The organism is Chryseobacterium sp. R2ACT005 (genome assembly GCF_049949215.1).
GTDB lineage: Bacteria > Bacteroidota > Bacteroidia > Flavobacteriales > Weeksellaceae > Chryseobacterium.
Genome location: NZ_CP188192.1, coordinates 3,256,513 through 3,282,893, shown reverse-complemented (window position 1 = coordinate 3,282,893; position 26,381 = coordinate 3,256,513). Strand labels below are relative to the sequence as shown.

Here is a 26,381-nt window from a genome sequence, read left to right as displayed (position 1 = left end):
TAATTTTGAATCTTTCATCAACTGATAGCCAATTTTTTGTATTTTGACAGCCTATTTATGCAATTGAAAAATTTAATATTTCATTATTATATAGTACCTTTGCACACGAAATTTAAAGAGTTTAAATATTAATTCATACTCAATACGGAGTATTAAGAAGACAAATTTATGAGTATACCTCAAGCGTTTACAGAAATGATTACTCTTGCAGATGGCAGAGAAATCACTATCGAAACAGGGAAGTTGGCCAAGCAGGCTGATGGATCTGTGGTAGTAAAAATGGGTGGAACAATGCTTTTAGCAACTGTTGTAGCCAATAAAGAAGCAAATCCTGGTGTAGATTTTTTACCATTAACAGTTGATTATAGAGAAAAATTCTATGCAGGTGGAAGAATTCCTGGAAACTTCTTCCGTAGAGAAGCAAGACCTTCTGATCAGGAAATTTTAACGATGCGTTTGGTGGACAGAGTTTTACGTCCGCTTTTCCCTGAAGATTTCCACGCTGAAGTTCAGGTGATGATTTCATTAATTTCTTATGACGGAAAAACAATTCCTGATGATTTAGCAGGTTTGGCAGCTTCTGCAGCGATTGCTATTACAGATATTCCTTTCAACGGACCAATGTCTGAAGTAAGAGTTGTAAGATTTGACGGAGTGCTTTCTGTTAACCCAAGTTATGAAGAACTGAAAAATTCTGAGCTTGATATCATGGTGGGAGCTACTAAAGATTCCATCGTAATGGTAGAAGGTGAAATGAAAGAAATTTCTGAGCAGGAAATGTTGGAAGCTATTAATTTTGGTCATGCTGAAATTAAAAAACAAATCGAAGCTCAGGAGAGATTAGCAGAAAAAGTAGGAAAAGCTTTCCCTAAGAGAGAATATTCTCACGAAAATCACGACGAAGAAATTCGTGAAAAAGTATGGAAAGAAACTTATGATAAAGTATATGAAGTAGCAAGAACTCCATCTGGAAAAGAGGAGAGAGGAGAGAAATTCAAAGCAGTTCGTGAAGAATTTTTAGCTCAATATGCTGAAAATGCAGAAGAATTGGAAAGAGTAACACCTTTCGTAAAAGTATATTATCATGATGTAGAGAAAGAAGCAATGCGTCAGATGATCCTTGAAGACAATATCCGTCTTGATGGTCGTGATCCTCAAACGATCCGTCCTATCTGGTCAGAAATTGACTACCTTCCGGGAGCTCACGGTTCTGCAGTGTTTACAAGAGGTGAAACTCAGTCTTTAACAGCCGTAACTTTAGGTTCTGTGAAAGATGCAAACATGGTAGATAGTGTGATTTCTCAGCACGACGAAAAATTCTTCTTACATTATAACTTCCCTCCGTTCTCTACAGGTGAAGCAAGACCTTTAAGAGGAACTTCAAGAAGAGAAGTAGGACACGGAAACCTTGCTCAAAGAGCATTACAGGCAGTTATTCCTGAAGAAAATCCATATACCATCAGAATTGTTTCTGATATCTTAGAATCAAACGGTTCATCTTCAATGGCAACAGTTTGTGCAGGAACACTGGCACTAATGGATGCCGGGGTAAAGATTACAAAACCTGTTTCAGGTATTGCAATGGGATTGATCACGGATGCAAAATCAGGTAAATTCACTGTACTTTCTGATATCTTAGGAGATGAAGATCACCTTGGAGATATGGACTTCAAAGTAACAGGTACTGCAGACGGTATCACTGCTTGTCAGATGGATATCAAAATTCAGGGACTTTCTATGGATATCATGGAAAAAGCTTTGATGCAGGCAAGAGACGGAAGATTACACATCTTAAATAAAATCACTGAAACAATCTCTGAACCAAGAGCAGACGTGAAGCCTCACGCTCCGAAAATGGTAGTAATGGAAATCTCTAAAGACTTCATTGGTGCTGTAATCGGGCCTGGAGGAAAGATCATTCAGCAGATGCAGAAAGATACGGATACCGTTATTGCTATTGAAGAAGTAGGGGAGATTGGACGTATCGAAATTGCAGGAACAGACAGAGAGAAAATCAATGCTGCTGTTGCTAAGATCAATGAAATTACTTTCGTACCGGTTGTAGGAGAAGTTTACAATGGTAAAGTAGTGAAAGTAATGGACTTCGGTGCATTTGTGGCGATTGCTAAAGGAACAGAAGGACTTCTTCACATTTCTGAAATTGAATGGGCTCGTCTTGATAAAGTTCCTTATGCTGAAGGTGATGAAGTAGAAGTGAAGTTCATGGGCTACGATGACCGTAAGAAAATGAAACTTTCAAGAAAAGTTCTTTTACCAAGACCTCCAAGACCTGAAGGACAGGGGAGACCAGAGGGGCAAAGAAGACCGGAAGGACAAGGAAGACCTGAGGGACAAAGAAGACCAGAAGGACAAAAGCCACAAGGTGAAAGACCAGTGGAAAACGAAACTCCTTCTAACGAAGCTTAATAAGAATCATTCTTACATATAAAAAATCCCTCAATTTTGAGGGATTTTTGCTTTTTATGTCATTGCGAAATGCAAAGCATTGAAGCAATCTCGCTTTTGAAAATTCAGAGATTGTTTAGCTTGCAATGACTGTAGTTATTAACTTCCAATTCTTTGTTTCAGATCCTCAGCACCTCCTGTTTTTCTGGGCTGCCCGTTTTTAGAAGATCCGAAATTGTAGGCGTAAGAAAGTGTCACCACACGGGTATCTCTTTTTACTGCGAAGTTTTCGAGATAATCATTATAAACGGTTTGCCCTTTTATATTGCTTGTAAAGAACATATCGGTGAAGGCCAGCTTCAGGGTACTATTGTTTTTGAATTTCTTTTGCGCTCCGATATTCAGATACCAGTTAGGACTCACATTCAAATAAGCGTAAATTTCTCTTGCTTTGTAATTTCCGGTAAGTTCGGCAGTGAAACCATTGCCTAATTTGAAGGAATTAATACTGTTGATGCTAAACGTGAAATTTCCTTTGTTATTGATCTGTGTTCCTGAAACATTCCCGGTATATGATCCATAGTAAAAATTAGCACTGTTGTTCATATCCCACCATTTGGTCACCTTTACAGGAGCAATAAGATTTAATCCGAAATAAGATACAGAACTCAGGTTTTCAATGGTCTGTACCGTTACCACCTGTCCGTTTTCTACCACAGGTTTAAGGATATCTGTGATATTATTAGAGGTCTTACTATAGCTTAATGTTGCAAAATATTTGTTGCTCAGGCTGTAAGTCAGTTCATAATTCATCGTGGTCTGTGCATTCAGATCAGGATTTCCTGCCTTAAGCGTGGTGGGATCAAGATAAAACTTAAACGGATTCAGCTGGTTGTAGCTCGGTCTTGTGATTCTTCTGCTGAAATTAACTTCAAGGTTGCTTTTATCTGTCAGATCATAAGAAAGCACGGCACTTGGAAACAATTGTGTGTAATTTCTTTTGTTAATTTGATTCGTGGTAAGTTGGGTTCCTTTTACATTGGTGTTTTCCATTCTTAGTCCGGCAGTCGCTTTGAACTTTTCCCATTTTTTAGAGACATTTCCATAGACCGCATTAATATTTTCTTCGTAAATAAAATGATTGGTTTTGGAAAGATCAGGGATCAGAATTCCGAAACTCGCATTGAAAAACTTCAGATCATTGTCTGTTTTTACAAAGCTGGTTTTAATTCCCGTTTCCAGCTTCCATTCATGGTTAAAATTCTTGGTAAGATCAGACTTTAAAGAATATATGTTCAGTTTTCCATCCATATCACCTTTTATAATATCCAGATTATCTGTTCCGCTGTCTATTTCATGTGTTTGTGTATCAAAGCTTTGCAGCGAAGAATTTGCATAATTAATGTAATCGAAATCAGTAGAGATTTCAGAGCCTAAAGAATCAATCGTGTATTTATGGTTAAGATTGAATGAAAGATTGGTCCAGCGGTCATTCGATCTGTTGACGGTGGTGAATGAGCTTTCAGGAAGATGGCTGCTTCCCAGTGTCACGTTAGAATTATCTCCGTTTACATTGAATTTATTTGAAACCAGCCCTATAGAAAAGCCAAGCACATTTTTATCATTCAGATAATAATCCATTCCAGCCTTGGCGACATGACTGTTGAATTTGAACTTCAGATAATTGTCCTGTACATATGCTTTTTTGAAATTGTTGGCTTCATAGAAATTCCTGTCCAGGACCAGACCGTTGTAAGCTTCCCTGTAGGCAAAGCTGTAATTTCCGAAAATATTGATTTTCTTATTTCGGTGGTTAATACTGAAACTGTTATTATTCTTCACATATTTACCCGTTCCCAATGACGTGGAAACACTTCCGTTGGTTCCTTTTCTCTGTTCCTTTTTAAGTCTAATATTAATGATTGCAGATCCTGCAGCATCATATTTGGAAGAAGGATTGGTAATAAATTCTATCTTTTCAATCGTAGAAGATGGAATTCCCTTAAGGTAATTGGCAAGGTCACTTCCCGTCATCGGTGTATTTTTGCCGTCAATCTGAATCAGAAGGTTTCCTTTTCCGCGAAGGCTTATATTATCATTATTGTCAATACTCACTCCCGGAGCTTTTTCCAATACTTCAAAAGCGGAATTTCCGGTGCTGGCAATGCTGTTTTCAACATTCATAATCATCTTTCCGTCCTGTCTTTCAATAAGAGGTTTGGTTTTGGTGATCGTTACACCTTCAATAGATTTTATATTCAGGTCTATGGAAGGGAGGGTCGTATTTTCAGCCAATGAAATATTTTCTGAATGATAGACTTCAGTACCGTTTCTATTGATCTTTACCTGATAAGTTCCTTGTTTTAAATCATTAAAATTAAACTTACCATTACCATCAGCAATTTCTGTTTTGATTAACTGATGATCTGCATTAAAGAGATTGATCTCCATCTGCTCGGCTTTGCCGGATTGTATATTTCCGGACAAAGAAAAACTCTGCGCAGCCTGCTGTGCAGAATATCTGCTGCTGAAGAAGAGCAGCATACAGATAAATATAAATGAGAGTATTCTGGTCATAGCGTTTTACTTTTTAGGGTTAAGACAGTTTTCTGAAATTTTCAGTAAAGCTGAATACATGATTTCCAGTTCCTCATTTTTGATACCCTTCAAAGCCGTTTTACGGTTCTTCTCCACGATATTCTGAACCTCTCTGATCACTTTTACTCCGGAATCTGTTACTTCCAGATTGGTTTTCCGGCGGTCTTCAGGATGAACATGTCTTGTAATGTATTCGGATTTTACCATTAAATCAATAATCCTCGTGACAGAAGCGTTGTCTTTGAAAACAAGATCACCAATCTCATTCTGGGTAATTCCCGGGTTTTCCAGAATCGCTTTGATGATAAGCCACTGATCAATCGTGATCGTATAACCATGCGCTTTCAGCTGCCGCTGAGCATAGTTTCTGTAGGCTCTGATTGCTTTGTCTATGTTATAGAATATAATTGAATTTAACTTTTCCATATTTCAGAATTTAAAATGACTTATCAATTATTGATATATCAACTAATTGGTAGAATCCCTTTTTATTTTGTTACAATTCCTGAAAAATATTTTAAAAAAAATTAAAAACGGATTATAAATTATTTCTGTTTTGTCTTTATAGAGGCATTTTTCGACTCTGAAGTAAACGTTATATTTTCTGTGGTTTTGAATAATCTGTCGATCTGTTTTCTGACTGAGGCATTCGGAACAGCTTTGTAAAATTCATTAATCAGATCCAGTGAAGAGGGTTTCTTGGGATATTGATTATTGTTCAGAAAGCTTTTTAAAGCCGTGTTCACGTTCTCTTCACCAATTAAATTGCTCAATTCTACCATGGCTGCAGCACCTTTGGAATAAGAAATATGAGGAACATCTCCCGTAGCTTTATAGATGGGAACATTTTCAGACAATCCTTTTTCATTGTCATAGATCTGCTCATGCACCTGGATTCTTTCCATCATTTTTTCTTTTCCGTGCATTTTTTTGTAAAGCATCATTTCCGTATACATAGCCAGTGTTTCAGTTAGCATTACAGAACCGTCTCTATTGTCAGGATTGATCTGGCTGTTTCCCCACCAGAGATGGGAAAGCTCATGACCGGCCAATTCATTGATGACATCCTGTTTTTTATCCGCCTGTATATTGGCATGGAAAACCATATCTTCAGGCATAAAGACTGCAGAAGGATAAGCTGTTGCAGCAAAGCCTCTGGTGAAAGAAGAAATCTCTGCAAAATTAATGGTTGCAAAAGGATATTTCCCGAAATTCTGCTGGCAGTAATCCAAAGTAAGCTTTGCATTTTCCAGAAGATGATCTACGTTTTCAAAATGTTTTTGATGATAAAAGATATTGATGGTGATTCCTTTATAGCGCTCACTTTTTATTTCATAGTTAGCTGAAGAAACGGCAAACCGGAAAGGAATCTGATCTGCTTTATACCGGAAATAATGACGGCCGGATTTTGTCCATTTCCTTATCAGGTCTCCTGTGCCTATGGCTGTCTGATTCTCTTCAGTAGAAACAGTCATATTGAGATTAATGAAATCCTTTTTTACTACTTCAGGAGCTTCCGGCTTCTTAAGTTCGGTAAGTTTTCCCAATCTGAATTGACTGCGTTGTTTTTCATCCTGAATTTCATAATCCTTTTGATAACCGATGGTGGGATAATATCTGCTGATCCTCATAAAAGAACCGTTTTCAATAACGGAATTAAAGGATTGATGGCCATTGACCGCAAACCATTGGTAAAACAGGTTGAAATTCAGGGAAGCTGTCTCGCCCGGTTGAATAGCCTTTTTTAATACAACTTCTTTAGTGTTTTTGTCAATTTTCATGGTTTCCCGACCCGATATCAATACGGCAGATTCAAGTTTCAGATCCTCATTAAAGTTGATGAGTATTTTATTGATGGGCTGACCGGTTTGATTGGTAAGAGTATATTTCCCTATAATCTGATAGGCGTTTTCTAAAGGATAAAGGTTGATTTCTGTGGTAATATCAGTAATATCAGGCTGTGGCAGATTTTCATACTTCCGGAAGTTTTTTTCATATTCTACTGAGCTTAAGATAGCCAGGTCTTCATTTTTAGGAACATACCCTTTCATAAAAAATACTCCGGCAAAAATTCCTGAAATCAGCAGAAGAATACTGAGACCAGAAGGAATGACAGAGATTTTTTTAATCCTTATAAAATGATTAAACATCCATAAAGTACAGATGATACCCGTTCCGAACAGAAGTCTTTGTGCAAAAGCCTTTTCATAGATCCCATAGCCGTTAAAATCACTGTAAGTGCCTTTAAAATCTGAAAATATTCTGAAAAGAGGGTAGGAGATGATTTTCCCGGAAACAGGACCGGACAATACAAAAACTGCGAGAATGGAAACTGCGAGTGCAATGAACTTATTAGGAATTCTGTCATTAATCAGAAGGATCAATCCGGAAAAAAGGATCAAGGGGAAAGTGTTGAAAAGGAAAACACCCAGATAAGCCCTCCAGTCGATATAAAAATACTGATAGGCAGCCTGGAAAACAATTCCCTGAGCAATTAAAATTCCTGTAAAGAAAAACAGCAGGAGGCTGATTGAAATAAAATGCCCGGTTACTCTGTTTTTGGAGAAATAAGTACTGTTTTCAATGAGGAAAAATCCGGAAGACCGGCTTCTCCAGAAGATATCGTTCAGAAAATACACTGAAATAAGAAGGCCAAGCAGATGGAAATTCTCTGAAATAGTTGTCGCCATAAGTCCAGAACCGGCATATTTCTGCGGAAGGCGAATTCCTTTTTCAATCTCGGCATACATTTCCATGCCGACACAAAATAACAGGAGGATAGAAACAGCAGGAACAGCAATGCTTTTGAACAGATACGTAAGGTCGATTTTTACAAAAGAAAATACAGCCCGAGAAGAAGCCGATCCGCCAAAGTTTGCTGAAACAGTTGAATATTCTGATCTATCCGTTTCAGATAATAACTGAATAGGTCCCAATGTTTTTACTTTCTTTCCGGATACATTGGAGAATGAAAATAACCTGAATGAAAGAAGAAGAAATCCAACTGATATCAGGATAAATAAGAGTCTGTTGAACAGCAGATAACCTGTAAAAGGAACCATCTGAATATTTTTCTGATGTGAACTCAGATCACGGGCCTGCATGAAATAAGCAGACAGTCCAAAAGGGTCAATCAAAGCCGAAAGCTGTTGTGTCTCTAAAGACTGTGGCAAACTTCCCGCCATAAAAGGAGAGTTGGAAAACAATAAAACAATCATATATAACACATACAGAAGCAGCCCGCCCACTACAACCAGTAGTTTTTTCTTAACAATAAATGAAATAAGAAACAGGAAACTGCAGACAAAAAAGCTGTTGATAAGGCCGAAGATCAATAGTGGATAGATGTAATGAATGATATTAAAACCTTCCTGCATTTCACTGCCGGTACGCATGATTTGTCCTATGAGAAATCCTGTCATCAGAAATGAAAAACTTACAAAGGTCTGGAGGAAATAAGTGGTGAATTTCCCTTTCAGGTAAGTCGACTTTGAAAAAGGAAATGAAAACAGAATATGGTCAAATTTTGAATCCTGATCTTTAAACAACAGCTGTAAGGCATACACGCTGGCAAAAAAAATAACGGTAAGACTCAGCATTCCGGTCATAAAACCGATGGTATAAGGTGAGTTTAAATAAATTCCTTCTCCTACTGAAAGATTAAACTGGCTCCCGCAAAAAATACCGAGAGCTGCTAAAAGTAAGGCCACAAGATAGGTGAGCCAGTGCTTGCTAGTGCGTCCGGCTTCAAATAAAAATATAGTGTTCATGATTAAGGTTTTTGAGTGAGTGTATGGAAATAAACGTGTTCCAATAAAGGAGTTACGGAACTGAAATTTTTGGGAGATTCTTCAGAAAATACGGTAATATGAAGTTCTCTTTCTAGAAGCTGTCTGCTGATAATCTCATAGTTGGAACTATAAGTATCCAGTTCGGTTTTGTCAATAGGTTTTGACCAGATTTTGTTGTCCAGCGCTGCAATTAATTTTCCGGGATTCCCTTTTCTGAGAATATGTCCGTGGTTCATCACTGCCATTTCTGAGCAAAGATTTCTGACATCTTCAACGAGATGAGTGGACAAAATAACGATAACCTCCTGGCTGATATCATTGAGCAATGTATTGAATCGGTTGCGTTCTTCAGGATCCAATCCGGCAGTAGGCTCATCCACAATGATAATTTTCGGGTCGCCCAACAGTGCCTGAGCTACGCCAAAACGCTGTTTCATCCCTCCTGAGAAGGTGTGTACTTCTTTTTTAGCAAAATCAGAAAGGTTGACCTTTTCAAGCAGACCCAGAATTTGATTTTTGCGTTGATTTTTATCGGTAATACCTTTCAATACAGCAATATGTTCTAATAGGTCGTAGGCAGATACTTTCGGATAAACTCCAAAATCCTGAGGAAGAAATCCAAGATTCTGTTTGATATAATCGGGATTCTTGATAATATCTACTTCATTGAAAAGAATCGTTCCCGATGTTGGTTTCTGAAGCCCCACAATGGTTTTCATCAGAGATGATTTTCCGGCTCCGTTGGGTCCCAGCAGTCCGAACATTCCGTTTTTGATGTCGAGAGAAATGTTCTTAATGGCTTGAAAACCATTTTTATAGGTAAGACTTAAGTTGTTGATGGATAATGTATTCATAATGTTGTGTTTGGGGAATAGAAAAACAGGCGGCCTTTCGGCAGCGATTTTAGAAGTTAGAAATTAGTGGCTGGAAGCTAGAAGCTAGAAGCTAGAAGTTAGAAGTTTCAGATACCATGCTCAAACACTCTCACCCTCAAACTCTCCAACCCTCCGACGCTCAAGCTCAAACCCCGCAACTCGTACCTCGAATCCCGTTTACTCTTTAAATTCAAGAATATCGCCGGGCTGGCATTCCAGGATTTTACAGATGGCTTCCAGCGTATCAAAGCGCACGCCCTTGGCTTTTCCGGTTTTAAGGATAGAGAGGTTAACGGGGGTGATACCCAGTTTTTCTGCCAATTCTTTACTCTGCATTTTTCGTTTGGCAAGCATCACATCTAAGTTGACTATAATTGGCATTTTAAATAAATAGGTCTTGTTCGTTTTGCAAATGTAGTCCTTGCTTAAAGATATTCGCAAGAAACAGACAGAAAATTCCAAGCATAAAGTGAATAAACACCAGTCCCCATATCATACTTTCTACTTCCACAAAGAAACTCGCGATAATCACCAGCGGAAGGGGAATGAAAATATTATACAGGTAAAATTTCTTAAGCTGATTGATATTTTCCTGCGTAAACAGTTTCTGCTGGAAAAATACTTTGAAAACCCTGGCAGATAACCAGAAAAAGATTCCATACGTGATGAGTACAGCCAGAAATGAAAAAATCATATAGGAGTAATTGTTTTCGATATTCAGAAATGGCTGTTCTGTAAACGGATAATTGATGTGGAGAAACTTTCCCTCTTTATAAGGTGTAACCGCAAATCCGGTGATAAGACAGAATATAGAGTACACAAAAGTGATTAAATATCCAGCTGACAATACAGAGCAGATATAAAATAAAATCCTTGAAATAATTTTGGTCTGGTTCATGGTACGAACATTAATTACTATTGCAAATGTATAATTAATTATCGTAAAACAATAATTAATTTAAATAAAATTTTATTTTTTAAATTTGAGACCTGTCAAGAAAACCGATAGAATAATGTGATAATCAAAGTTTTTAATTAATTTTAAATAACAAAAAGATAGAAATCATGGCTTACAGTACTGAACTTGCCGACCGGGTACGTGAACGGCTTTCAATGGTAGAAAACATTGAGGTTGAAGAGAAGAAAATGTTCAGCGGACTGTCTTTTCTGGTGAATGGGAAAATGTGCATCAATATCAGTCATGACAACCTGATGTGCCGTTATGATCCTGAAATGGAAGATGAGGTTTCGGAGAAAAAAGGTTTTCTGCCGATGATTATGAAAGGGAAGCAGCTCAATGGGTATTGCTATGTAGAACCCATTGGTTTTAAAAAAGCAGATGATTTTGAATATTGGATCAAAATCTGTCTGGATTATAATCCATTGACAAAGGTTTCGAAGAAGTGAGTTTTAGGTTGTAGGGTTTGAGAGTTTGAGAGTGGGAGTGTTGGAGGTTAACAGTCCCACATTGATAACTCATCATTTATAATTCATCATTATCTCCGTACAGTTTTTCTCTGATCTGAATTAATATTTTTGTTGTTTTTTCCAGATCCGGCCCGTCAGGAAGACTGGAGGAAGAATAATGATTTTCTATTGATTCTATAAGATTTTCTGCCTTTTGCATTACACTTTCATACGATTGATTTCCCGCTTTGATGTCTAAGAGTTCGTCACGGTTTTCTACGCGGATCGTCAGTGAACTGGTTTTAAAAATTTGCTCACAGGACTGCAGCAGCCGGATCGTGTGCATCATGTTCTTGCTGTCGTAATTCTGTCCGTGATTCTGATTGACATTATAACGGTCTTCATTGCGCTCAGCCACCCATTTCCAGTATTCCCTGTAGTCTTTGCAGTACACAGAGTAGGCATCGAGGTTGCAGAACATATAAGCTATCAGTTTTTCATCTTTAGGAATGGATGAGACAGAAACCTGGTTTGCCTCTTCATTTTGAATAACACCTTTATATCCCAACGTTCCAGTGTCATCATAAAATAAAGCATACGTTCCTTTTGTATGGTCAATGCTTATTAATCCGCATTTCTCTTGTGATAAACCACCCCGTCCTGCGGACACCCCTCCAGAGGATGGGAATTCATGCAGCCATTTTTTCAAGGGTACAGAACCTTGTCCTTCAAGGATAAAACAGAAATCCAGAACGGACTTTCTCTCTTTATCAATAGGATTTAAAATCTTTTTGTTGAGACCTTTTGCTTTTTTAATCTGGGAAATAGCATAGCCCGCAAAAGTATCTTTGCATAGTTTTGACAGGAAATCTTCGGTTTTCAGCAGATCCATCAACGGATGTTTATATTGAATACAATCCTCCGGACTGGCCAGAATTTCAAGAATATTGGGATTGTTTTTCTGCAGCAGTTCAACAAATCTCCCGATTTCATAATACGTAAGGTCATTCGTCTCGTTGGAAATCTGCGGAATATAGTTCAGTCCAAAGAAATCTTCCTTTGGCAGATAATACACCCCACGGATATCCGTATCAGAATTCTCCATTGCCAGCCCAAAAGCCCGGCTTCCGGAGATGGCTTCGAAGAGGAGAAGGTTGTTATTTTTTAGGTCTTGGATGGTCATTTTAATTATTTAAATTTGTAGCTTTTTGATGAAGTCAATTTTTTGATATTTAATGGAACTCGCATTAATTTCAATTTTTTCAAAATCATAGTGAGAACGCCCTGCAATATACCCGGTTTTATCATCATTAATGATTAGGAATTCTTCACCTCCACAGGTTTCAAATGTGTAAATTCCAATATAAAAAGGAATTGAATCATATTCCTGAAGACATGTATTCAAAAAAGAAAAATCAATATTTTCAGAGACAAATTTTTTTTCAAGCAATGAATATTCATAATTCCCCTCATCAATCATATTTTGAAGAAATTCAAAATCTATAGCAGAATCTACATATTTCCCGATAATAAACTCAACAAATTCTTTAGTGTAAAATATTTTATAATCATCGGCTTTTTTAAGTACCTGATAATAAAAATTGTCGGAATCTTCTGAAAATTTGGCAAAATAAGTCTGTATATTTTCTGGTATTACAATTCTATACTTTGACTGTATGATATTACAATGTTTAATAAAAGAGTTTTCTTTTTCCATGGATATTAATTTTTACTACAGCTGTTCACAATTACTTCCAAAGCACTTCAAATGGTTTAAATTATAGCGCTAATATTTCCCTAAAAACCCTCTCCATCTCACCCTTATCCGCTTTTCCTCCTGACAGACTTTTCGATTTTTCTTCATTCTCAGCGATTGTTTTCTCCAGAAAATCAAACAGTTCCCAATCGTTTGGGTGGTAATAAGATTCTCCTTTGGTGGCTTTTAAGGCTACAAGATCTTCTATTTTTCGTCTGGTTTCTACATCGGTTAAAATAAGCAGATCACTGAACAGTACAGGAGGAACCGTCCCTTTTTCTATGATCCATTTTCCCGTTAATGTGGTTCGTAAGCAATAAAAGTAACTTTTTAATTTTACTTCATCACTTCTGCAGGCTTCCAGATATTTCTTGCTCATGCTTAAATAATGATAAGAAACCGCAACCGGAGAAAAACAAGCGTCTGCCAACGGGCTGAACAGTTCTACAAACTTTTCATCTGCTTTATATACTATTGGAGAATAAAACCAGCTTAGTAAAGCCGCATTCGATTTCAGCAAAAGATGAAAGGTTTTTCGCAAATCCCACCCGGAGCCGTCCAGGTCGTCTTCCGTCATAAATTCTATCGTTTCATCTTTATCCCATGGAGAAAGATACCAGTCTTTTTCATGACGGTATATGAAACGTATATCATAATCACTGTCAGGAGAGGTAAAACCCCAGGCTCTGCTTCCTGATTCTACTGCAAGAAGGACTTCTACGCCCCGGCTTGCCTCAACTTCTTTTATTTTTTCAAGTATTTTTGGTGTCATTGTTATTGATTTATAAGGCAAAGTAAAAGATGAGGTGCGCAATGTTCTTACGTAGAATTTTTTATGTTGGAGAGTCAGAGGGTAAGAAAGTGAGAGAGTTTGAGGATGAGAGTCTAACTTCTAGCCTCAAGCTTCCAACTTCCAGCCCTTATATCATTAATACATTTTACTTTTTACATTGTACACCATACAAAATCCTCCTCATTTCACTAATATTGCACTTTTCCATTTAACATAACTATAAACATCCATGTTATCATCAGAATTACAGCATAAAATTGATTTTAAGACAAAACCGTTAGGTGCATTAGGACATCTGGAGCACCTTGCTCACAAAATCGGAATGGTTCAGAAGACCACTTCACCACAGTTATTGAATCCTCATATGGTGGTTTTTGCTGCCGATCACGGAATTGCTGCTGCAGGCGTAAGTGCTTACCCACAGGAAGTAACCTATCAGATGGTCATGAATTTTCTGGGTGGTGGTGCAGCCATCAATGTTTTTTGCAGACAGCATGGTATTAAGATTAAAATTGTAGATGCCGGAGTGAATTTTGATTTTCCTGAAGGGCTGAATCTGATTTATAAAAAAGTCAGAAAATCCAGCCGTAATATCCTGGAAGAACCAGCCATGACTTTTGAAGAATACCAGCTGGCACTTGAAAACGGAAAGGCTGTGGTTGCTGAAATTGCTGGAAAGGACTGTAATATCATTGGTTTCGGTGAAATGGGAATCGGGAATACTTCAGCTTCCTCGTTGATGATGAGTAAACTGTTTGACATTCCGATTACCAATTGTATAGGACGCGGAACGGGTTTGAATGACCACCAGTTACAAAATAAGATCAGTATCTTAACAGAAGCGATAGAGAAATATCCGTCTGAAATGACTGAGGATGAAATTGCCCAAACCTTTGGCGGATTAGAAATTGTACAAATGATTGGGGCGGTCGAAGAGGCTTATCGTAATAATATGCTGATTATGGTAGATGGATTTATTGCAACGGTAGCAGTGGCAACGGTATGGAAAAAGAATCCTGAAATCCTGAACAATTGCATTTTCTGTCATGTAAGCAATGAAAATGCCCACCCTCAATTGTTGGGACTGATGAGGGAGAAAGCTATTTTAAATCTGAATCTGCGACTTGGTGAAGGAACAGGCTGTGCATTGGCCTATCCAATTATTCAAAGTGCGGTTAATTTCCTGAATGAAATGTCAAGTTTTGAAGATGCTCACATTTCCAATAAATCATCTTAAGCTTTATAAAATAATAAAGGGGCAATGAAGCCCCTTTTATGTATCAATGCAATCTGGTTAGTAAGTCTTGGCAACATCTTTACCAGTAAACATCATTCTTATAGGTTTCTTTTGGATCGCATCCTCATTAAAATTATAGATTTTAAAAATCAGTTCAGTAGGAATGTATCTGTATAAACCGTCATCCACTAAATATATTTTGCCGTCATTGGTGTTTTGTACCAGTTGATTGGCTGAGGTAATATCAGGTCCTCTCTCTCCGGTATAGTCGTTGATATTGTTAACTTTTAAAAGTTTCCACTCTTTAGATTTTCCGGTTCTTGGATCTGGTTTAAAATCAAACAATCCATTCACAACAGACCAGGAATCAATACGTCTTAAAGTACTTTCAAAGACAAGATAAACTGCTCCTGTGCTGGTATCCTGGAAAAATTCTCCGTCACGAATTCTGAAAGCTTTAGGCTCTGATTCTTTCAGGTAGAAGGAAATACCTTCATAAACAAATCCATCTTTTCCATCCCCCAATTCATTCTTATCTCTCGTATAGAAGTGGGTCTTTTTATCACCATTAAAATACCTGTAAATAGGAAAGCTTCCTGGCTCATCACCGTTATAACTGGTACCGAGATCTCTTTTTTCCCAGTAACTTTGACCTGTAAGCTCATTAGGGTTAGTCGTTAATACCAGATCATTAGTTCCTGTATGAAACCATCTTGTAATTACCGGGCCGGGGCCATCTGCAGAACCTAATAATCTCTCCTGAAAATAATAGCTTAATCCGGGATAGGATTTAGGAAGTTCGGATGGTAAAGGGGAGGTATTGTACAGATATTTTTTAGTAAGATCACTGTAGAAACCGTAAATAGGATTAGTTAAATAAAAAGATTTAGACCAGATTCCTGCAGGAGGAGGAGTGGGTGTATCAGGGTTATCTCTGAAGCCTCCTTTTGCCAGCATGTTTTTTCCGGATGAATTTAAGGCTTGTGATTCATTTACATTTTCCAGTTCATCACCGGGAGCTGAACAGCTTACTATGGATATAAGACATAATCCAACGAAATACGCTTTTTTCATTTGTTTTTTTTCATGGTTATTAATGGTGCAAAAGTAAAAAAACACTGTATTTAAAGTGAAAATAGTAAGGTGATAACATTCATGTTTTTCATTTTTCCCATTTATCTTTTGATCATATCTGAAAGCTTTCCTAATTTTACTGAAATTGATTAATCCCGGTTTTTATATCTAAAAAACAATGAAAGTCCTCAAGAATGAACTGATCTACTTTGCAACAGCGCTGATGTTTTTCACAAGAATCCCGGTTCCGTTTACCATTCCTTATTCCAGTGAGATTATGAACAGATCTCAAAAATATTTTGCCTGGGTTGGGCTGGTAATAGGGCTCATCAATGCGGTAATCCTTTATGTTGCCACAATGCTTTTTAATTTGGAAATAGGAATTGTTTTAATGATGATCTCCAGTGTTTTGCTTACCGGAGCTTTTCATGAAGATGGTTTTACAGATATGTGTGACAGTTTCGGAGGTGGCTATGGAAAGGAAAAAATCCTGACTATTATGAAAGACAGCAGGGTAGGAGCGTATGGAACCATTGGAATTATTCTGCTGTTTGCGTTAAAATTTTACAGTATTCAGGCTTTGGAAATGATAGCACCAGTAAGAGTCCTCTGCATTATTATTTTAGCGCATACGGCAAGCCGGTTTATTTCAGGGACTATGATTTATACCCACCAATATGTTACTGATATTGATGCCAGCAAATCGAAACCTTTAGCCAATAAACCATTGGATAAAATGGCTTTACTGGTGGGGTTTATCAGTGTTTTAATTGCTTTTGCCCTGATTCCGGACTGGCGGTTGATTTTCGCTTTTGCGCTGGCATATTCAGGCAAAATATATATGGGTTGGTATTTTAAAAAGCATATCGGCGGCTATACAGGAGATTGTCTGGGATCTGTACAGCAGGTTTGTGAAGTTTTATTTTACTTAGGAACAATGATCGTATGGAAATTCATTTAATTCGTCATACTGCCGTAGAAAATCCGGAAAATCTATGTTATGGTTTTGCTGAAATGCCTTTAAGAAAAGAGTATCCTGAAGATTTTAAAACATTGGAGATAGATGAGAATTATGATATTATAATTTCCAGTCCTTCTGGGCGCTGTCGTTTTTTAGCTGATTATTTTAAATTCGATTATCAGACAGATGAAAGACTTCGGGAAATGAATTTCGGGAACTGGGAACTGAAAAAATGGACTGATATTCCGGAAGAAGAAATCAATCCCTGGTACAAAGATTTTGTCAATATCAAAGCTTCTGGCGGAGAAAATCTCCTTGAAATGCAGACCCGTGTTCTCAATTTTTGGAATGAACTGATTCAGAAAAAAGATATACATAAAGTTCTCATCGCCACGCATGCCGGCGTCATTCGTCTGATTGTTCAGACTGTGCTTCAGTTTCCGCTGGAAAATATGTTCAATATTCAGATTGATTATGGAAAGAAAGTGATCATTAATGTAGATGCAGGCATCTTTTCTGTTAAAAAGATAAATGTATAGACACTGTAAAGTTCTTTACTAACTAGAATATGATGCTTGGATTCCTTCGGAATGACACAATTGTAATGATGGTCTTACCCATATAGTTTGTCATTCCGAAGGAATCCAGCCACTTTTATCCACAAAAAACGCCACCTGATACCATCAGATGACGTGAAAGAATTTATTTAAAAATTCTGATAAAACTATCTTTTTCCAGGCTTTCCAGAGAAAAATCAAAGTCAGCTTCTGCTTTTTCTGTTGTAATCTCTGCTCCCAGTTCTTTAATAAGATCATTGAAAGACATCGCTTCAAACCATTGCTGGTATAATGCACTTGTTGCCATAGTGGAAACCTCGCTATTTCCTGAAACATGAGAATGTCCGGCTCCGAAATTCAATAGCACGAAACATTGCTTTTCGTTTTTTGTGACCAGCATTCCCAGAATCATTTGCTTCTGAACCGAGTTACATCTGGCTTCAGCAAAAAGATGGTTAGGGTTCATCATATAGTCGTAGGAAATATTATCTCCCTTTCCGACAACGATTTTATATCCACAATTTGCCTCTCCGCTGAAAACGTTGTTCATAACAAGTGTTGGTGCACAGTGTCCTTTATTGGCGTAAAGATATTCAACGGCACCATTGGGAGCAGAAGTCATATCTCCTGAATACATCAATTGTCCGTCACCATGATTATAAGCAGCGTTCCAACCTATTTTTCCTTCGATATTCAATCCCGAAAGGTCAAGGTCACTGGCTCCCCATCGATCTTCCCAATAAATACCTACTGCCAGTCTTTCACTATAAAAACGGGTTCCGGTAGGAATATTTCCAACAAACATTTTTTCAGAAGTTGGTAATGCAAATTCCACATTATCAGGAAAATAGAATTTCTTTCCGGAAATATTTTCATACTTCAGTTTCAGGAAATCTAAAATAAATTCATAGTTGAATTGATTCACATAAGTTTCCTTACCTTTTTTCACCCATGATTTTCCGTTTCTGACTCTGTAGACAAAAGTATCCTGACCATACATTCTTGAGTAACACGCTGACAGTGCTTTAAATAATGCAAATGGTGTCGCATTTTCAAGCCAATGCCAATCACTGTTTTCCAGTAATGTATTGGTAGCATCATTCAACGGGTTTGAGACCAATGGCTTATGATTTACTTTAGAGAGCTTTGAAATTTTATTAATGGCTTTCGGAGCTCTGTTTTTATAAGCAAGGAATAAAGGCTTAAATCTGTTGAAAATTTCTGCCAGTTTTTCCTGCCCAAAACTTTCAAACAGATAGGTTGGATTAAAATTACTTTGCTGAATTAAAGTAATCAATTCATCGTTTTTGATTAAAAGCGTTGTATTCGTCGTTTTATAAATGACATAACGGAAAAACTCAACAGGATTTTCAGGATAAATGTCGTACAGATCAGCTATTTTTATAATGGCTTCTTTATTTCTGATATTTTCTTTTCCTGTGAAATCATATTCCAGTTCCGTGTGCAGAATATACAGCAAATCATCAATGGTTTCTTCTTTCAAAGCGATTCCGGACTTTAGGAGAGAAAGGCATTTTTCCTGCATTTCTTCTACTGTATAAGCCTTGATTACTTTAAAAATCAACTTTGCATCAGGAACATTCAATAGTTCTTCAGGAATATAAATTTCACTCTGAAAATTACTTCCATAGGTTGAAATATAATGTCTGATTTGTTCAAAAAACAATTCTATTCTGGAAGTGTTTTTTATTTTCTCCCAGGATTTATGAAACGTTTTATTCAAATCATTCCCATTCAGTTTTTCCTTGGCATAATAAGAGATGATTTCATTCTTTGCCCAAACTGCATTTGGTTCAATAATAAAACCGTCATTAGAAATAAATGGCTCTGCATTTGATTCTCTGGCCAATACCGCATTGAATAATTGTAGTGTTTTCATTGTTTTAAGTTAAAAAAATAAGTGAGGAGTATATTCATTAAAAGTGAAGGGCATAGGAACTCCTTTTACCTATAGTTTATAAAAAGCGGGGAGTAATTTATCCAAAAAATATAGGAACTCCCTTTGCCTTATAATGTGTAAAAAAGCGGAAAGTAAATCTGGAAATATAGGAACTTTCTTTGCCTTTAATTTTTTTAACATATGAAAATGACTGATAAGTGAATAAGCATTTTCATTGTTTTGAGGAGCAGACAGGACTCGAACCTGTGACCCACAATCTTGGCAATTTATAGGAACTTTAGTTGCCTGCAGCGAAAAGTAATTTTTGTTGCTCTAACCATCTGAGCTACTGCCCCTGCCGTTATGAAAAAAGTTTTCATTAACCTTACAGGCTTTTATACCTGTAAGGTTGGTCATTAGTTTTTTTTTCAACCTTTATGGTTTGTATTTAAATTAAGAATTATGCTTTTCTATATTTCTTCTTTCTCTTCCATGGTGCATTCTTCTCAACATCTCCGGCCATAATACACCCGTAAGGCATTACTTCATCCAAAACTTCGCAAAGTCCGTATTCTTCAATCTGTGCTCTTACGTTCTTAGCACTTTTATAAGCGCTCGGAAGCTCAGAAATATCAACTTCATTGGAATAGAAACGGATATCTAATCCTTCTGTTTCCTCATTGAAAATTTCTTCAGTTGTTTTATGAACCAAAGATCTTTTATGCTGGCTTCTGCTGAAATTTCTTCCGGCTCCATGAGGGGCAAAACCTAAGTTTCTTTCATTCGTTTTTCCCTGAACAATCAGTACCGGTTCTGCCATATTCAACGGAATCAGTCTTGGTCCCGTGATATCAGGCATGAATTTATCATCCAGTGGAGTTGCCCCTTTTGCATGATAGAACAGATCTCCATCTTTGAAAACGAAGTTATGCTCATTCCAATATCTGTTTTCCTTCTCCATTTCCAGCTTATTCAAAACTGCATCATGAAGGGAAGTATGGTTTTCTTTTGTCCATTGTCTGATCAGCTGAAGGGCTTCCCAATAGGATTTACCTTCTTCAGTATCATAAGGAATCCAGGCGTTTTCTCTCAATGTTTCAGGAGAAAGTTCCTGTCTGAAACGGTTGGCTGTCTTCATTCCTTTATCATATAAAGCCGCTCCCGGTGCTCTTGAACCGTGATGAGTTACCATCATGGTATTTCCGGTATTTTTAGAAATTCCTACAAAAAGGAAGTGGTTTCCGTCTCCCTGAGTCCCCATATGAGAACGGGCAATGCTGATCAGTTTTTCATCATTTAAGAATTTATTTTCTCTGAAAGCATCCATCAGTTCCTGAGACATCGGCATCTGCTCACCTCTTGGTCTTCCTCCATATCCGAAGTGTGTTACAGAATGTGCAGCATTCAGTACCTCTTTAGGATTTGTTTTTCCAAAATCCGTCAGCATCACTGAACAACAGATATCAGCGCTATGGAATCCCGGATGAATCGCATTCTTGGCAATTACCACACCTCCTACCGGAATCTGGCCTTCAGGACCTGTAGGACAGGCATCAGGCATGATAGCTCCACCAATTAGTGTGGGCGTTTTCATCAGGACTTTCATCGTTTTGATTACTTTTTCCACATTATCGTTTTCACTTTCGTCTTCAGCTCGTATGTTGATCATAAAATCTTTAGCTGTTTCGTGAAGCGGAATAATATCCGGCTGTTTGAATTGTACCAGATACGCTGTGATCTGATGTTCATCCAGATTATTCTCGTTGATATAGCTAATGGCATCTTTAAACCATTTTGCTGGTCTGTATCCTAATTCGATTAAATGATTTCCATTAAATTCCATGTTGTTTCATTTTGATGATGCAAAGTAATATCATTATTGCGCAATAGTTTTGCGTAGATAAAGAAATTTTAATTATTTTTACAAAAAGTTATAAAAAAGGCCAGAAAAGCTGATCCGTGAATTGGTACATAAGCCTGAAATAATATAAAACAAAATTAAAATCTGCAGTTATGGTACTATTAGAACAATTAAAACATTTTCCGGAAACGATTCAGTTTGGTGATGTTATCGCTTACATTGATGAAAATTATGAGTTTACTCCTACTGCTTTTCAAAACGGGGATACAACAAATCAGGCAGGACAGAACAATGGTTCGTGTAAGCTTTTCAGCTTTGCAAGCATTCAGGACCTGACCAAAGAAGAGACACTTTGGCTTTTTGGTGAATTCTACAGGGAAGATGTATTGAAAAATCCTGAGGGTAGTGATCACCAGAATATCCGGAACTTTATGAAGTTTGGCTGGGAAGGAGTTACTTTTGACGAAAATGCCTTAAAGGAAAAATAACTTTTAGAAAAGAGCAAAACTGAATAAGCTAATAGCTTATTTAAAAACACCAATCATTAAACACTAAGGTATGTCATCCAATAAAAACGCTCTGATCCGGTATAAAACATTAGATAAATGTCTTAAAAACAAATACAGGAAATATACGCTGGAAGATCTCATTGACGAATGTTCAGAAGCATTATTTGAATTTGAAGGAAAAGAATCTTATGTAAGTAAACGGACGGTTCAGCTCGATCTTCAGAATATGCGGAGTGAGAAATTCGGGTATGAAGCTCCTATTGAAGTCTACGAAAGAAAATACTACCGCTACAGTGATCCGGAATATAGTATTCATAATATCTCTGTGAATGAAAGTGATCTGAAGGCCATGAACAATGCGGTCCAGATTTTAAAACAGTTCAAGGACTTTTCCATGTTCAAAGAGATGAATGGGGTTATTCAGAAACTGGAAGACTCAATTCATGCCACCAATCAGAAATCAATTATTCACCTGGATAAAAATGAGCAGCTGAAAGGACTGGAGCATATTGATATCCTATATGAAAGTATTGCCAATAAAAAAGTACTGAAGATTCTTTACAAAAGCTTTACGGCAAGAGAATCCAATATATTTACGGTACATCCGCAGCTGTTGAAGGAATTCAACAACCGCTGGTTTCTGATCTGTCTTTATAAACAGAAAATGTATAATCTGGCTCTGGACAGAATGGAAAGTATTGAAACAGATGAGAGTCTTCCCTATATTGATAAAGATCTGGATGGCGATGAATACTTCAAAGATATTGTAGGAGTTACCGTTTCAGAGTCAATGGATCCGAGAAATGTGATTTTCTGGGTAGATGCAGGAAATGCTCCTTACGTGAAGACCAAACCACTGCATAAAAGTCAGGAAATCATCAGAGAAGATCATGAAGGAACACTCTTTAAAATTTGTGTTCAGATCAATTTTGAATTAGAAAGATTGCTGCTTGGGTTTGGGGACAGTTTGATTGTTCATAAACCCCGGAAATTAAGAGTGAAAATGGAAGAAAAATTCAGTGCTGGTCGTAAAAACTATCAAAGTCTGATTATTCCTGATGAGAATTAAATTTTCTGATCATTTTTATCTTGGCTTGGAAATTGTATTATTTAAACACACAAAATTAAGTTTATGAAATCAAGAATATTTAAAGCATTAATTGCGATCCTGGCACCCATAGCGATAGAATATATTGTTAAAAAAATATCTGAGAAACTTGATAAAAAGGAAGATCAGAAAGAAAAAGAACCAAAGCAGATTACGGCTTAAACGTACAAGTAGTTAAAATTTAAAATTATTGAAAAGAGACTGTCAGAGTTATGTACAGTCTCTTTTTTTGTTGTAATGGATATTTTTGATGAATGTTGAGAACCACCCCGTCAAAAATTCTTTGAATTTTCGACACCCTTCTGAAGGAGGGGAATTCCTAAGTCTTCAACTCAAATATTTCTTATGGAATAGCTTTCTCCAATGCTGTTTTCTGACAGATAATATCGGCTGGATTCCTACGGAATGACAAACTGTACGGATAAACTATCATTACAATTGTGTCATTCCGTAGGAATCTCGGTTTTTCTACACAAAATCATAAATCCCATCCTTCCATCCCAATACTTTAGAAGAATCTGCTTTAAGCCAGTTTTTCAGGATGGTAGCATATACTTTTCTGAAATCTTCTTTGTAGATCAGGTCGCCGTCATTCAGATTCTGTAAATCAGGAAGAGCATTCAGAATGCCTTTCTTTTTAAGGCTTCCGCTGATAAAAAACATTTGATTAGCTGTCCCGTGATCTGTTCCATTACTGGCATTCTGAGCCACACGGCGCCCAAATTCTGAGAATGTCATCAGCAGGATATTATTGAAAAGTCCGTTACTTTTCATATCGGCAACAAATGATTTTACAGCTTCATTGATATCGTTGAATAACTTTTTCTGTCGGTCATTCTGATTGACATGGGTATCAAAACTTCCGATCGAAAGATAATAAACCTGTGTATTGATATCAGATTTTATTAAAGAAGCAACGGTCTTAAAATCTTTTCCCAACTGAGAATTTGGATAAACCTGTTCTGTTTTTTTTGCTTTACTTTTTTCAAAGATATAATCGGCATTATTGATGGTTGAGCCTAAAGTCTGATAAAGATAAGACACGGTTTCATCATCGTGATGATGGTCGTAGAGCGATTTAAAATACTTTTCCTGACTGGTTTGGTAGAGTCTTTTAGGATCTTTAAACGCAAAAGCCTTATTATTTTCTCCTTTTAAAGCAAGACTCAACATATCATCCACTTCCAGCGCCTGGGTAGGATGGTCGCAGCGGTAGCATTCTTCATCAAGAAAACGTCCCAGCCAGCCTGTTTCCAGAAACTGATCACTTCTGCTTGCCGACTGCCAGATATCCATACTTCGGAAATGGGATTTGTCAGGGTTGGGATACCCTACATTATTCATTACAGAAAGTTCTCCATTGTCAAAAAGTTCTTTAAAATAGGATAGAGACGGATTGATTCCTGCTTCATCAGTCAGCGGTATTGAATCCTGAATAGCCAGTGTTTTTCTTTCTCTGAAATAAATATCATTTTTAGCTGGAATAATCGTATTCAGGCCGTCATTTCCTCCTGTAAACTGAAGGACTACCAGAATGTTCTGATTGGGATTCAGAGCCTCATCCAGCGTCATGGCTTTTAAGAAATTAGGCATTAGCATAGAAGCGGTAGCCAGTGAACTTATTTTGAGGAATTCTCTTCTTTTGATTAACATAATTTTGTTTTTAGGGTAAAGGAGATAATAGGTAGCAGATGACAGGTGGCAGTTTTTAGGTTGGAGGACTGTGCTATATTTTTACTACTATTTGTTTTTATAAAACTTTTATGAAAAATTATATAGTAAATAAAAGGTTCTAAAGTCAAACAACAGTTCACTATTACCTGCTGCCTGCAACCTAAAACCTGCAACCTACATTAACTGGTATTCCGGGGTAGACATCAGGTTGATGACATTCATTTTTATACTCTTGTCAGAAAAATTCTTTACAGAGTTCATATCGAGACTTTGAGTATTCTGCAGAAGATAATCTTCACAGTTTTTATTGGCGAAGAGCTTTTCAATACGCTCCCAGTCTATGGTGATATTTGGATTTTTAAAGCTTTTGTTTAAAGCTGTTTCCCGGGATTTCATTCCCATATCGATATCATCATCCTGTCGCGGACTGTATTCCAATGGGCGAAGCCCTGACCATATCTGTGGAATCTGAAGTCTTACCATCAGGGTAGAACTGTCTATCCATGCTTTTCCGTTCGGCCATCCTGCTACATTAGGCGGATAAAGCAGCATCTGTCCCAATAATTTCTGGTACACGATGAGGTTTTCAGGATTCTGAATATGCATAGGAAGTATTCTCATCATACCGGCCATCAGTTCTATGGGTGATTTTATACGGTTGCCGATATTCTTTTGCTCATAAAACCAGGTGCTTGAAAATATTTCAGTCATCAGCTTTTTGATGTCATATCCTGAATTATAGAAATTTGTACTCAGTTTGTTGACAATATCCTGATCGGGTTTTTCATTAACGAAGAATTTATAGATTTTCGTTGTTATAAACTGTGCTGTTTCCTTCTGTTCCAAAATAATATTGAGTACATCGCTTCCATCAAAGTTGCCCGTTTTACCTAAAAAAGTCTTTGAGCCTTCATCATGGAGGTTTTTCCTTTCTCTGAAATTTCCTTCCTTATCATAACTCCATCCCGTAAAAGCTCTGGCGCCTTCTCTTACGTCTTTTTCAGTATAATTGCCCCTTCCCATAGTAAACAGTTCCATCACCTCACGGGCGAAATTCTCATTAGGATGATCCTTTTTATTCTGTTGATTATTAAGAAAATTAAGCATGGCTGGCGACTGGCTTACTTCAAAAAGCAGATCTTTAAAATTTCCCAATGCATTCTTTCGGAGAGTATTTAAAAGTTGTTTGTTGAACCTTGGGTTGACCACTCTTGAAGCAAAATGCCCATGCCAGAAGAACGCCATCTTTTCCCTCATCTGTTCTCTGCTGTTTACAATTGTATTCAGAAAATTGAGATTCAGTTCATTGTTTTGCTCCCTGTTGAGTCGCTGCATTTCTTTTTTCTTTTCTGCGGGAGCTGTACTGTTCATGTAATCTGCTGCTGAATCCGGATCAGGAGTGCCATAGGTGATCTCACTGAAACTGTCCTCTTTCAATAATTCAGCCATTAAGGTTTTAATGCTTTTGTTTTTCAAATCATCAATTTGATGAATGCCTACACCAAAACCTGCCCGCCAAAGAAGATGCTTGTTTTTTAATAATGAATCAGCTGTCATGAGGAATTTATTTTTTTGATACGCTTTGAAGAAAAAGGTTAAAATAATAACGGGTTAAGGATTGTTAATATTGTTGTTAGAGCTGGAAGCTAGAAGATGGAGGCTGGAAGTAATATGCTGCTATATAATAGCTCCCGGCCTTTTTTCTTTAATTCACTTTTTAAGAGTACTTTTTTGATAATTTTTGTTAAACAAATATTTAAATTTTGTTAAAAATAAGATATTGATATTCATTATTTTATGATTTTCAATGGTGTTAAAACAAGAAAAAAAACCTTGCTTGGCATGATTTTTACATCCTATTGTTTAGTAAAATT

General features: G+C 37.1%; 22 protein-coding genes and 1 tRNA gene. 8 read left to right on the top strand and 15 right to left on the bottom strand.

Going from position 1 to position 26,381, the window contains the following annotated elements:
* Positions 1-168: 168 nt before the first annotated feature.
* Complete coding sequence (locus ACPF63_RS14935) at positions 169-2,427, top strand: polyribonucleotide nucleotidyltransferase (RefSeq protein WP_077415511.1); 2,259 nt, start codon at positions 169-171, stop codon at positions 2,425-2,427.
* Between the two features lie 138 nt (positions 2,428-2,565).
* Here the strand turns inward: ACPF63_RS14935 and ACPF63_RS14930 are convergent, their stop codons facing one another.
* The 6 genes from ACPF63_RS14930 to ACPF63_RS14905 form a co-directional block, all read right to left on the bottom strand.
* On the bottom strand, positions 2,566-4,983 hold the full coding sequence (locus tag ACPF63_RS14930) for a TonB-dependent receptor domain-containing protein (protein ID WP_426480455.1): 2,418 nt from the start codon (positions 4,981-4,983) through the stop codon (positions 2,566-2,568).
* A 6-nt stretch (positions 4,984-4,989) separates the two neighbouring features.
* The gene (locus ACPF63_RS14925; protein WP_426480454.1) at positions 4,990-5,430 is read right to left on the bottom strand and encodes a MarR family winged helix-turn-helix transcriptional regulator; all 441 of its coding nucleotides are present in this window, start codon (positions 5,428-5,430) and stop codon (positions 4,990-4,992) included.
* Positions 5,431-5,549: 119 nt separating this feature from the next.
* Entirely contained in the window at positions 5,550-8,774 is a 3,225-nt protein-coding gene (locus ACPF63_RS14920; protein ID WP_426480453.1) for a M1 family aminopeptidase, read from the bottom strand.
* A gap of 2 nt (positions 8,775-8,776) precedes the next feature.
* Positions 8,777-9,649: an ABC transporter ATP-binding protein gene (locus ACPF63_RS14915; RefSeq protein ID WP_426480452.1), complete on the bottom strand. Its 873-nt coding sequence runs from the start codon at positions 9,647-9,649 to the stop codon at positions 8,777-8,779.
* Between the two features lie 198 nt (positions 9,650-9,847).
* Positions 9,848-10,051 (bottom strand): helix-turn-helix domain-containing protein, encoded by a 204-nt coding sequence (locus ACPF63_RS14910; protein ID WP_002980904.1) that lies wholly within the window; start codon positions 10,049-10,051, stop codon positions 9,848-9,850.
* A gap of 1 nt (position 10,052) precedes the next feature.
* Positions 10,053-10,568: a DUF2975 domain-containing protein gene (locus ACPF63_RS14905; protein WP_219072356.1), complete on the bottom strand. Its 516-nt coding sequence runs from the start codon at positions 10,566-10,568 to the stop codon at positions 10,053-10,055.
* Positions 10,569-10,735: 167 nt separating this feature from the next.
* Between ACPF63_RS14905 and ACPF63_RS14900 the strand changes: the two genes are divergently transcribed.
* Entirely contained in the window at positions 10,736-11,077 is a 342-nt protein-coding gene (locus tag ACPF63_RS14900; protein ID WP_426480451.1) for a TfoX/Sxy family protein, read from the top strand.
* A 76-nt stretch (positions 11,078-11,153) separates the two neighbouring features.
* Here ACPF63_RS14900 and ACPF63_RS14895 read toward each other — a convergent pair whose 3' ends face one another.
* The 3 genes from ACPF63_RS14895 to ACPF63_RS14885 form a co-directional block, all read right to left on the bottom strand.
* Positions 11,154-12,260: a nucleotidyltransferase domain-containing protein gene (locus ACPF63_RS14895; protein ID WP_426480450.1), complete on the bottom strand. Its 1,107-nt coding sequence runs from the start codon at positions 12,258-12,260 to the stop codon at positions 11,154-11,156.
* Between the two features lie 9 nt (positions 12,261-12,269).
* The gene (locus ACPF63_RS14890; RefSeq protein WP_426480449.1) at positions 12,270-12,794 is read right to left on the bottom strand and encodes a hypothetical protein; all 525 of its coding nucleotides are present in this window, start codon (positions 12,792-12,794) and stop codon (positions 12,270-12,272) included.
* Positions 12,795-12,855: 61 nt separating this feature from the next.
* Entirely contained in the window at positions 12,856-13,605 is a 750-nt protein-coding gene (locus ACPF63_RS14885; protein ID WP_426480448.1) for a nucleotidyltransferase domain-containing protein, read from the bottom strand.
* A 250-nt stretch (positions 13,606-13,855) separates the two neighbouring features.
* Here ACPF63_RS14885 and cobT point away from each other — a divergent pair, with 250 nt between their 5' ends.
* The gene (cobT, locus tag ACPF63_RS14880) at positions 13,856-14,863 is read left to right on the top strand and encodes a nicotinate-nucleotide--dimethylbenzimidazole phosphoribosyltransferase (RefSeq protein WP_426480447.1); all 1,008 of its coding nucleotides are present in this window, start codon (positions 13,856-13,858) and stop codon (positions 14,861-14,863) included.
* 57 nt (positions 14,864-14,920) lie between these two features.
* Here cobT and ACPF63_RS14875 read toward each other — a convergent pair whose 3' ends face one another.
* Entirely contained in the window at positions 14,921-15,937 is a 1,017-nt protein-coding gene (locus tag ACPF63_RS14875; RefSeq protein WP_219072361.1) for a hypothetical protein, read from the bottom strand.
* 178 nt (positions 15,938-16,115) lie between these two features.
* Between ACPF63_RS14875 and ACPF63_RS14870 the strand changes: the two genes are divergently transcribed.
* Together ACPF63_RS14870 and ACPF63_RS14865 are read left to right on the top strand one after the other, a co-directional pair.
* Positions 16,116-16,898: an adenosylcobinamide-GDP ribazoletransferase gene (locus tag ACPF63_RS14870; RefSeq protein ID WP_426480446.1), complete on the top strand. Its 783-nt coding sequence runs from the start codon at positions 16,116-16,118 to the stop codon at positions 16,896-16,898.
* Positions 16,883-17,437 carry a histidine phosphatase family protein gene (locus tag ACPF63_RS14865; RefSeq protein ID WP_426480445.1) on the top strand — a complete coding sequence of 185 codons (555 nt, stop codon included), beginning with the start codon at positions 16,883-16,885 and terminating at the stop codon, positions 17,435-17,437. The genes ACPF63_RS14870 and ACPF63_RS14865 overlap by 16 nt, the downstream gene beginning before the upstream one ends.
* 163 nt (positions 17,438-17,600) lie before the next feature.
* Here ACPF63_RS14865 and ACPF63_RS14860 read toward each other — a convergent pair whose 3' ends face one another.
* From ACPF63_RS14860 to ACPF63_RS14850, 3 genes are all read right to left on the bottom strand, one after another.
* Positions 17,601-19,355, bottom strand: coding sequence for a hypothetical protein (locus ACPF63_RS14860; protein WP_426480444.1), 1,755 nt, complete (start codon positions 19,353-19,355; stop codon positions 17,601-17,603).
* Between the two features lie 243 nt (positions 19,356-19,598).
* Positions 19,599-19,711: transfer RNA gene (locus ACPF63_RS14855), tRNA-OTHER, on the bottom strand.
* 104 nt (positions 19,712-19,815) lie between these two features.
* Positions 19,816-20,616: an RtcB family protein gene (locus ACPF63_RS14850; protein ID WP_426483225.1), complete on the bottom strand. Its 801-nt coding sequence runs from the start codon at positions 20,614-20,616 to the stop codon at positions 19,816-19,818.
* 752 nt (positions 20,617-21,368) lie between these two features.
* On the opposite strand from ACPF63_RS14850, the gene ACPF63_RS14845 reads away from it, so the two are divergent.
* The 3 genes from ACPF63_RS14845 to ACPF63_RS14835 all read left to right on the top strand — a co-directional run bounded on the left by ACPF63_RS14845 (position 21,369) and on the right by ACPF63_RS14835 (position 22,995).
* Positions 21,369-21,704 (top strand): HopJ type III effector protein, encoded by a 336-nt coding sequence (locus ACPF63_RS14845; RefSeq protein ID WP_077415481.1) that lies wholly within the window; start codon positions 21,369-21,371, stop codon positions 21,702-21,704.
* 70 nt (positions 21,705-21,774) lie between these two features.
* Positions 21,775-22,794: a helix-turn-helix transcriptional regulator gene (locus tag ACPF63_RS14840; protein WP_426480443.1), complete on the top strand. Its 1,020-nt coding sequence runs from the start codon at positions 21,775-21,777 to the stop codon at positions 22,792-22,794.
* 63 nt (positions 22,795-22,857) lie between these two features.
* Complete coding sequence (locus tag ACPF63_RS14835) at positions 22,858-22,995, top strand: hypothetical protein (RefSeq protein ID WP_164723343.1); 138 nt, start codon at positions 22,858-22,860, stop codon at positions 22,993-22,995.
* Positions 22,996-23,301: 306 nt separating this feature from the next.
* Here ACPF63_RS14835 and ACPF63_RS14830 read toward each other — a convergent pair whose 3' ends face one another.
* Together ACPF63_RS14830 and ACPF63_RS14825 are read right to left on the bottom strand one after the other, a co-directional pair.
* On the bottom strand, positions 23,302-24,486 hold the full coding sequence (locus ACPF63_RS14830; RefSeq protein ID WP_426480442.1) for a DUF1501 domain-containing protein: 1,185 nt from the start codon (positions 24,484-24,486) through the stop codon (positions 23,302-23,304).
* Positions 24,487-24,681: 195 nt separating this feature from the next.
* Positions 24,682-26,064 carry a DUF1800 domain-containing protein gene (locus tag ACPF63_RS14825; RefSeq protein ID WP_426480441.1) on the bottom strand — a complete coding sequence of 461 codons (1,383 nt, stop codon included), beginning with the start codon at positions 26,062-26,064 and terminating at the stop codon, positions 24,682-24,684.
* Between the last annotated feature and the right edge of the window lie 317 nt (positions 26,065-26,381).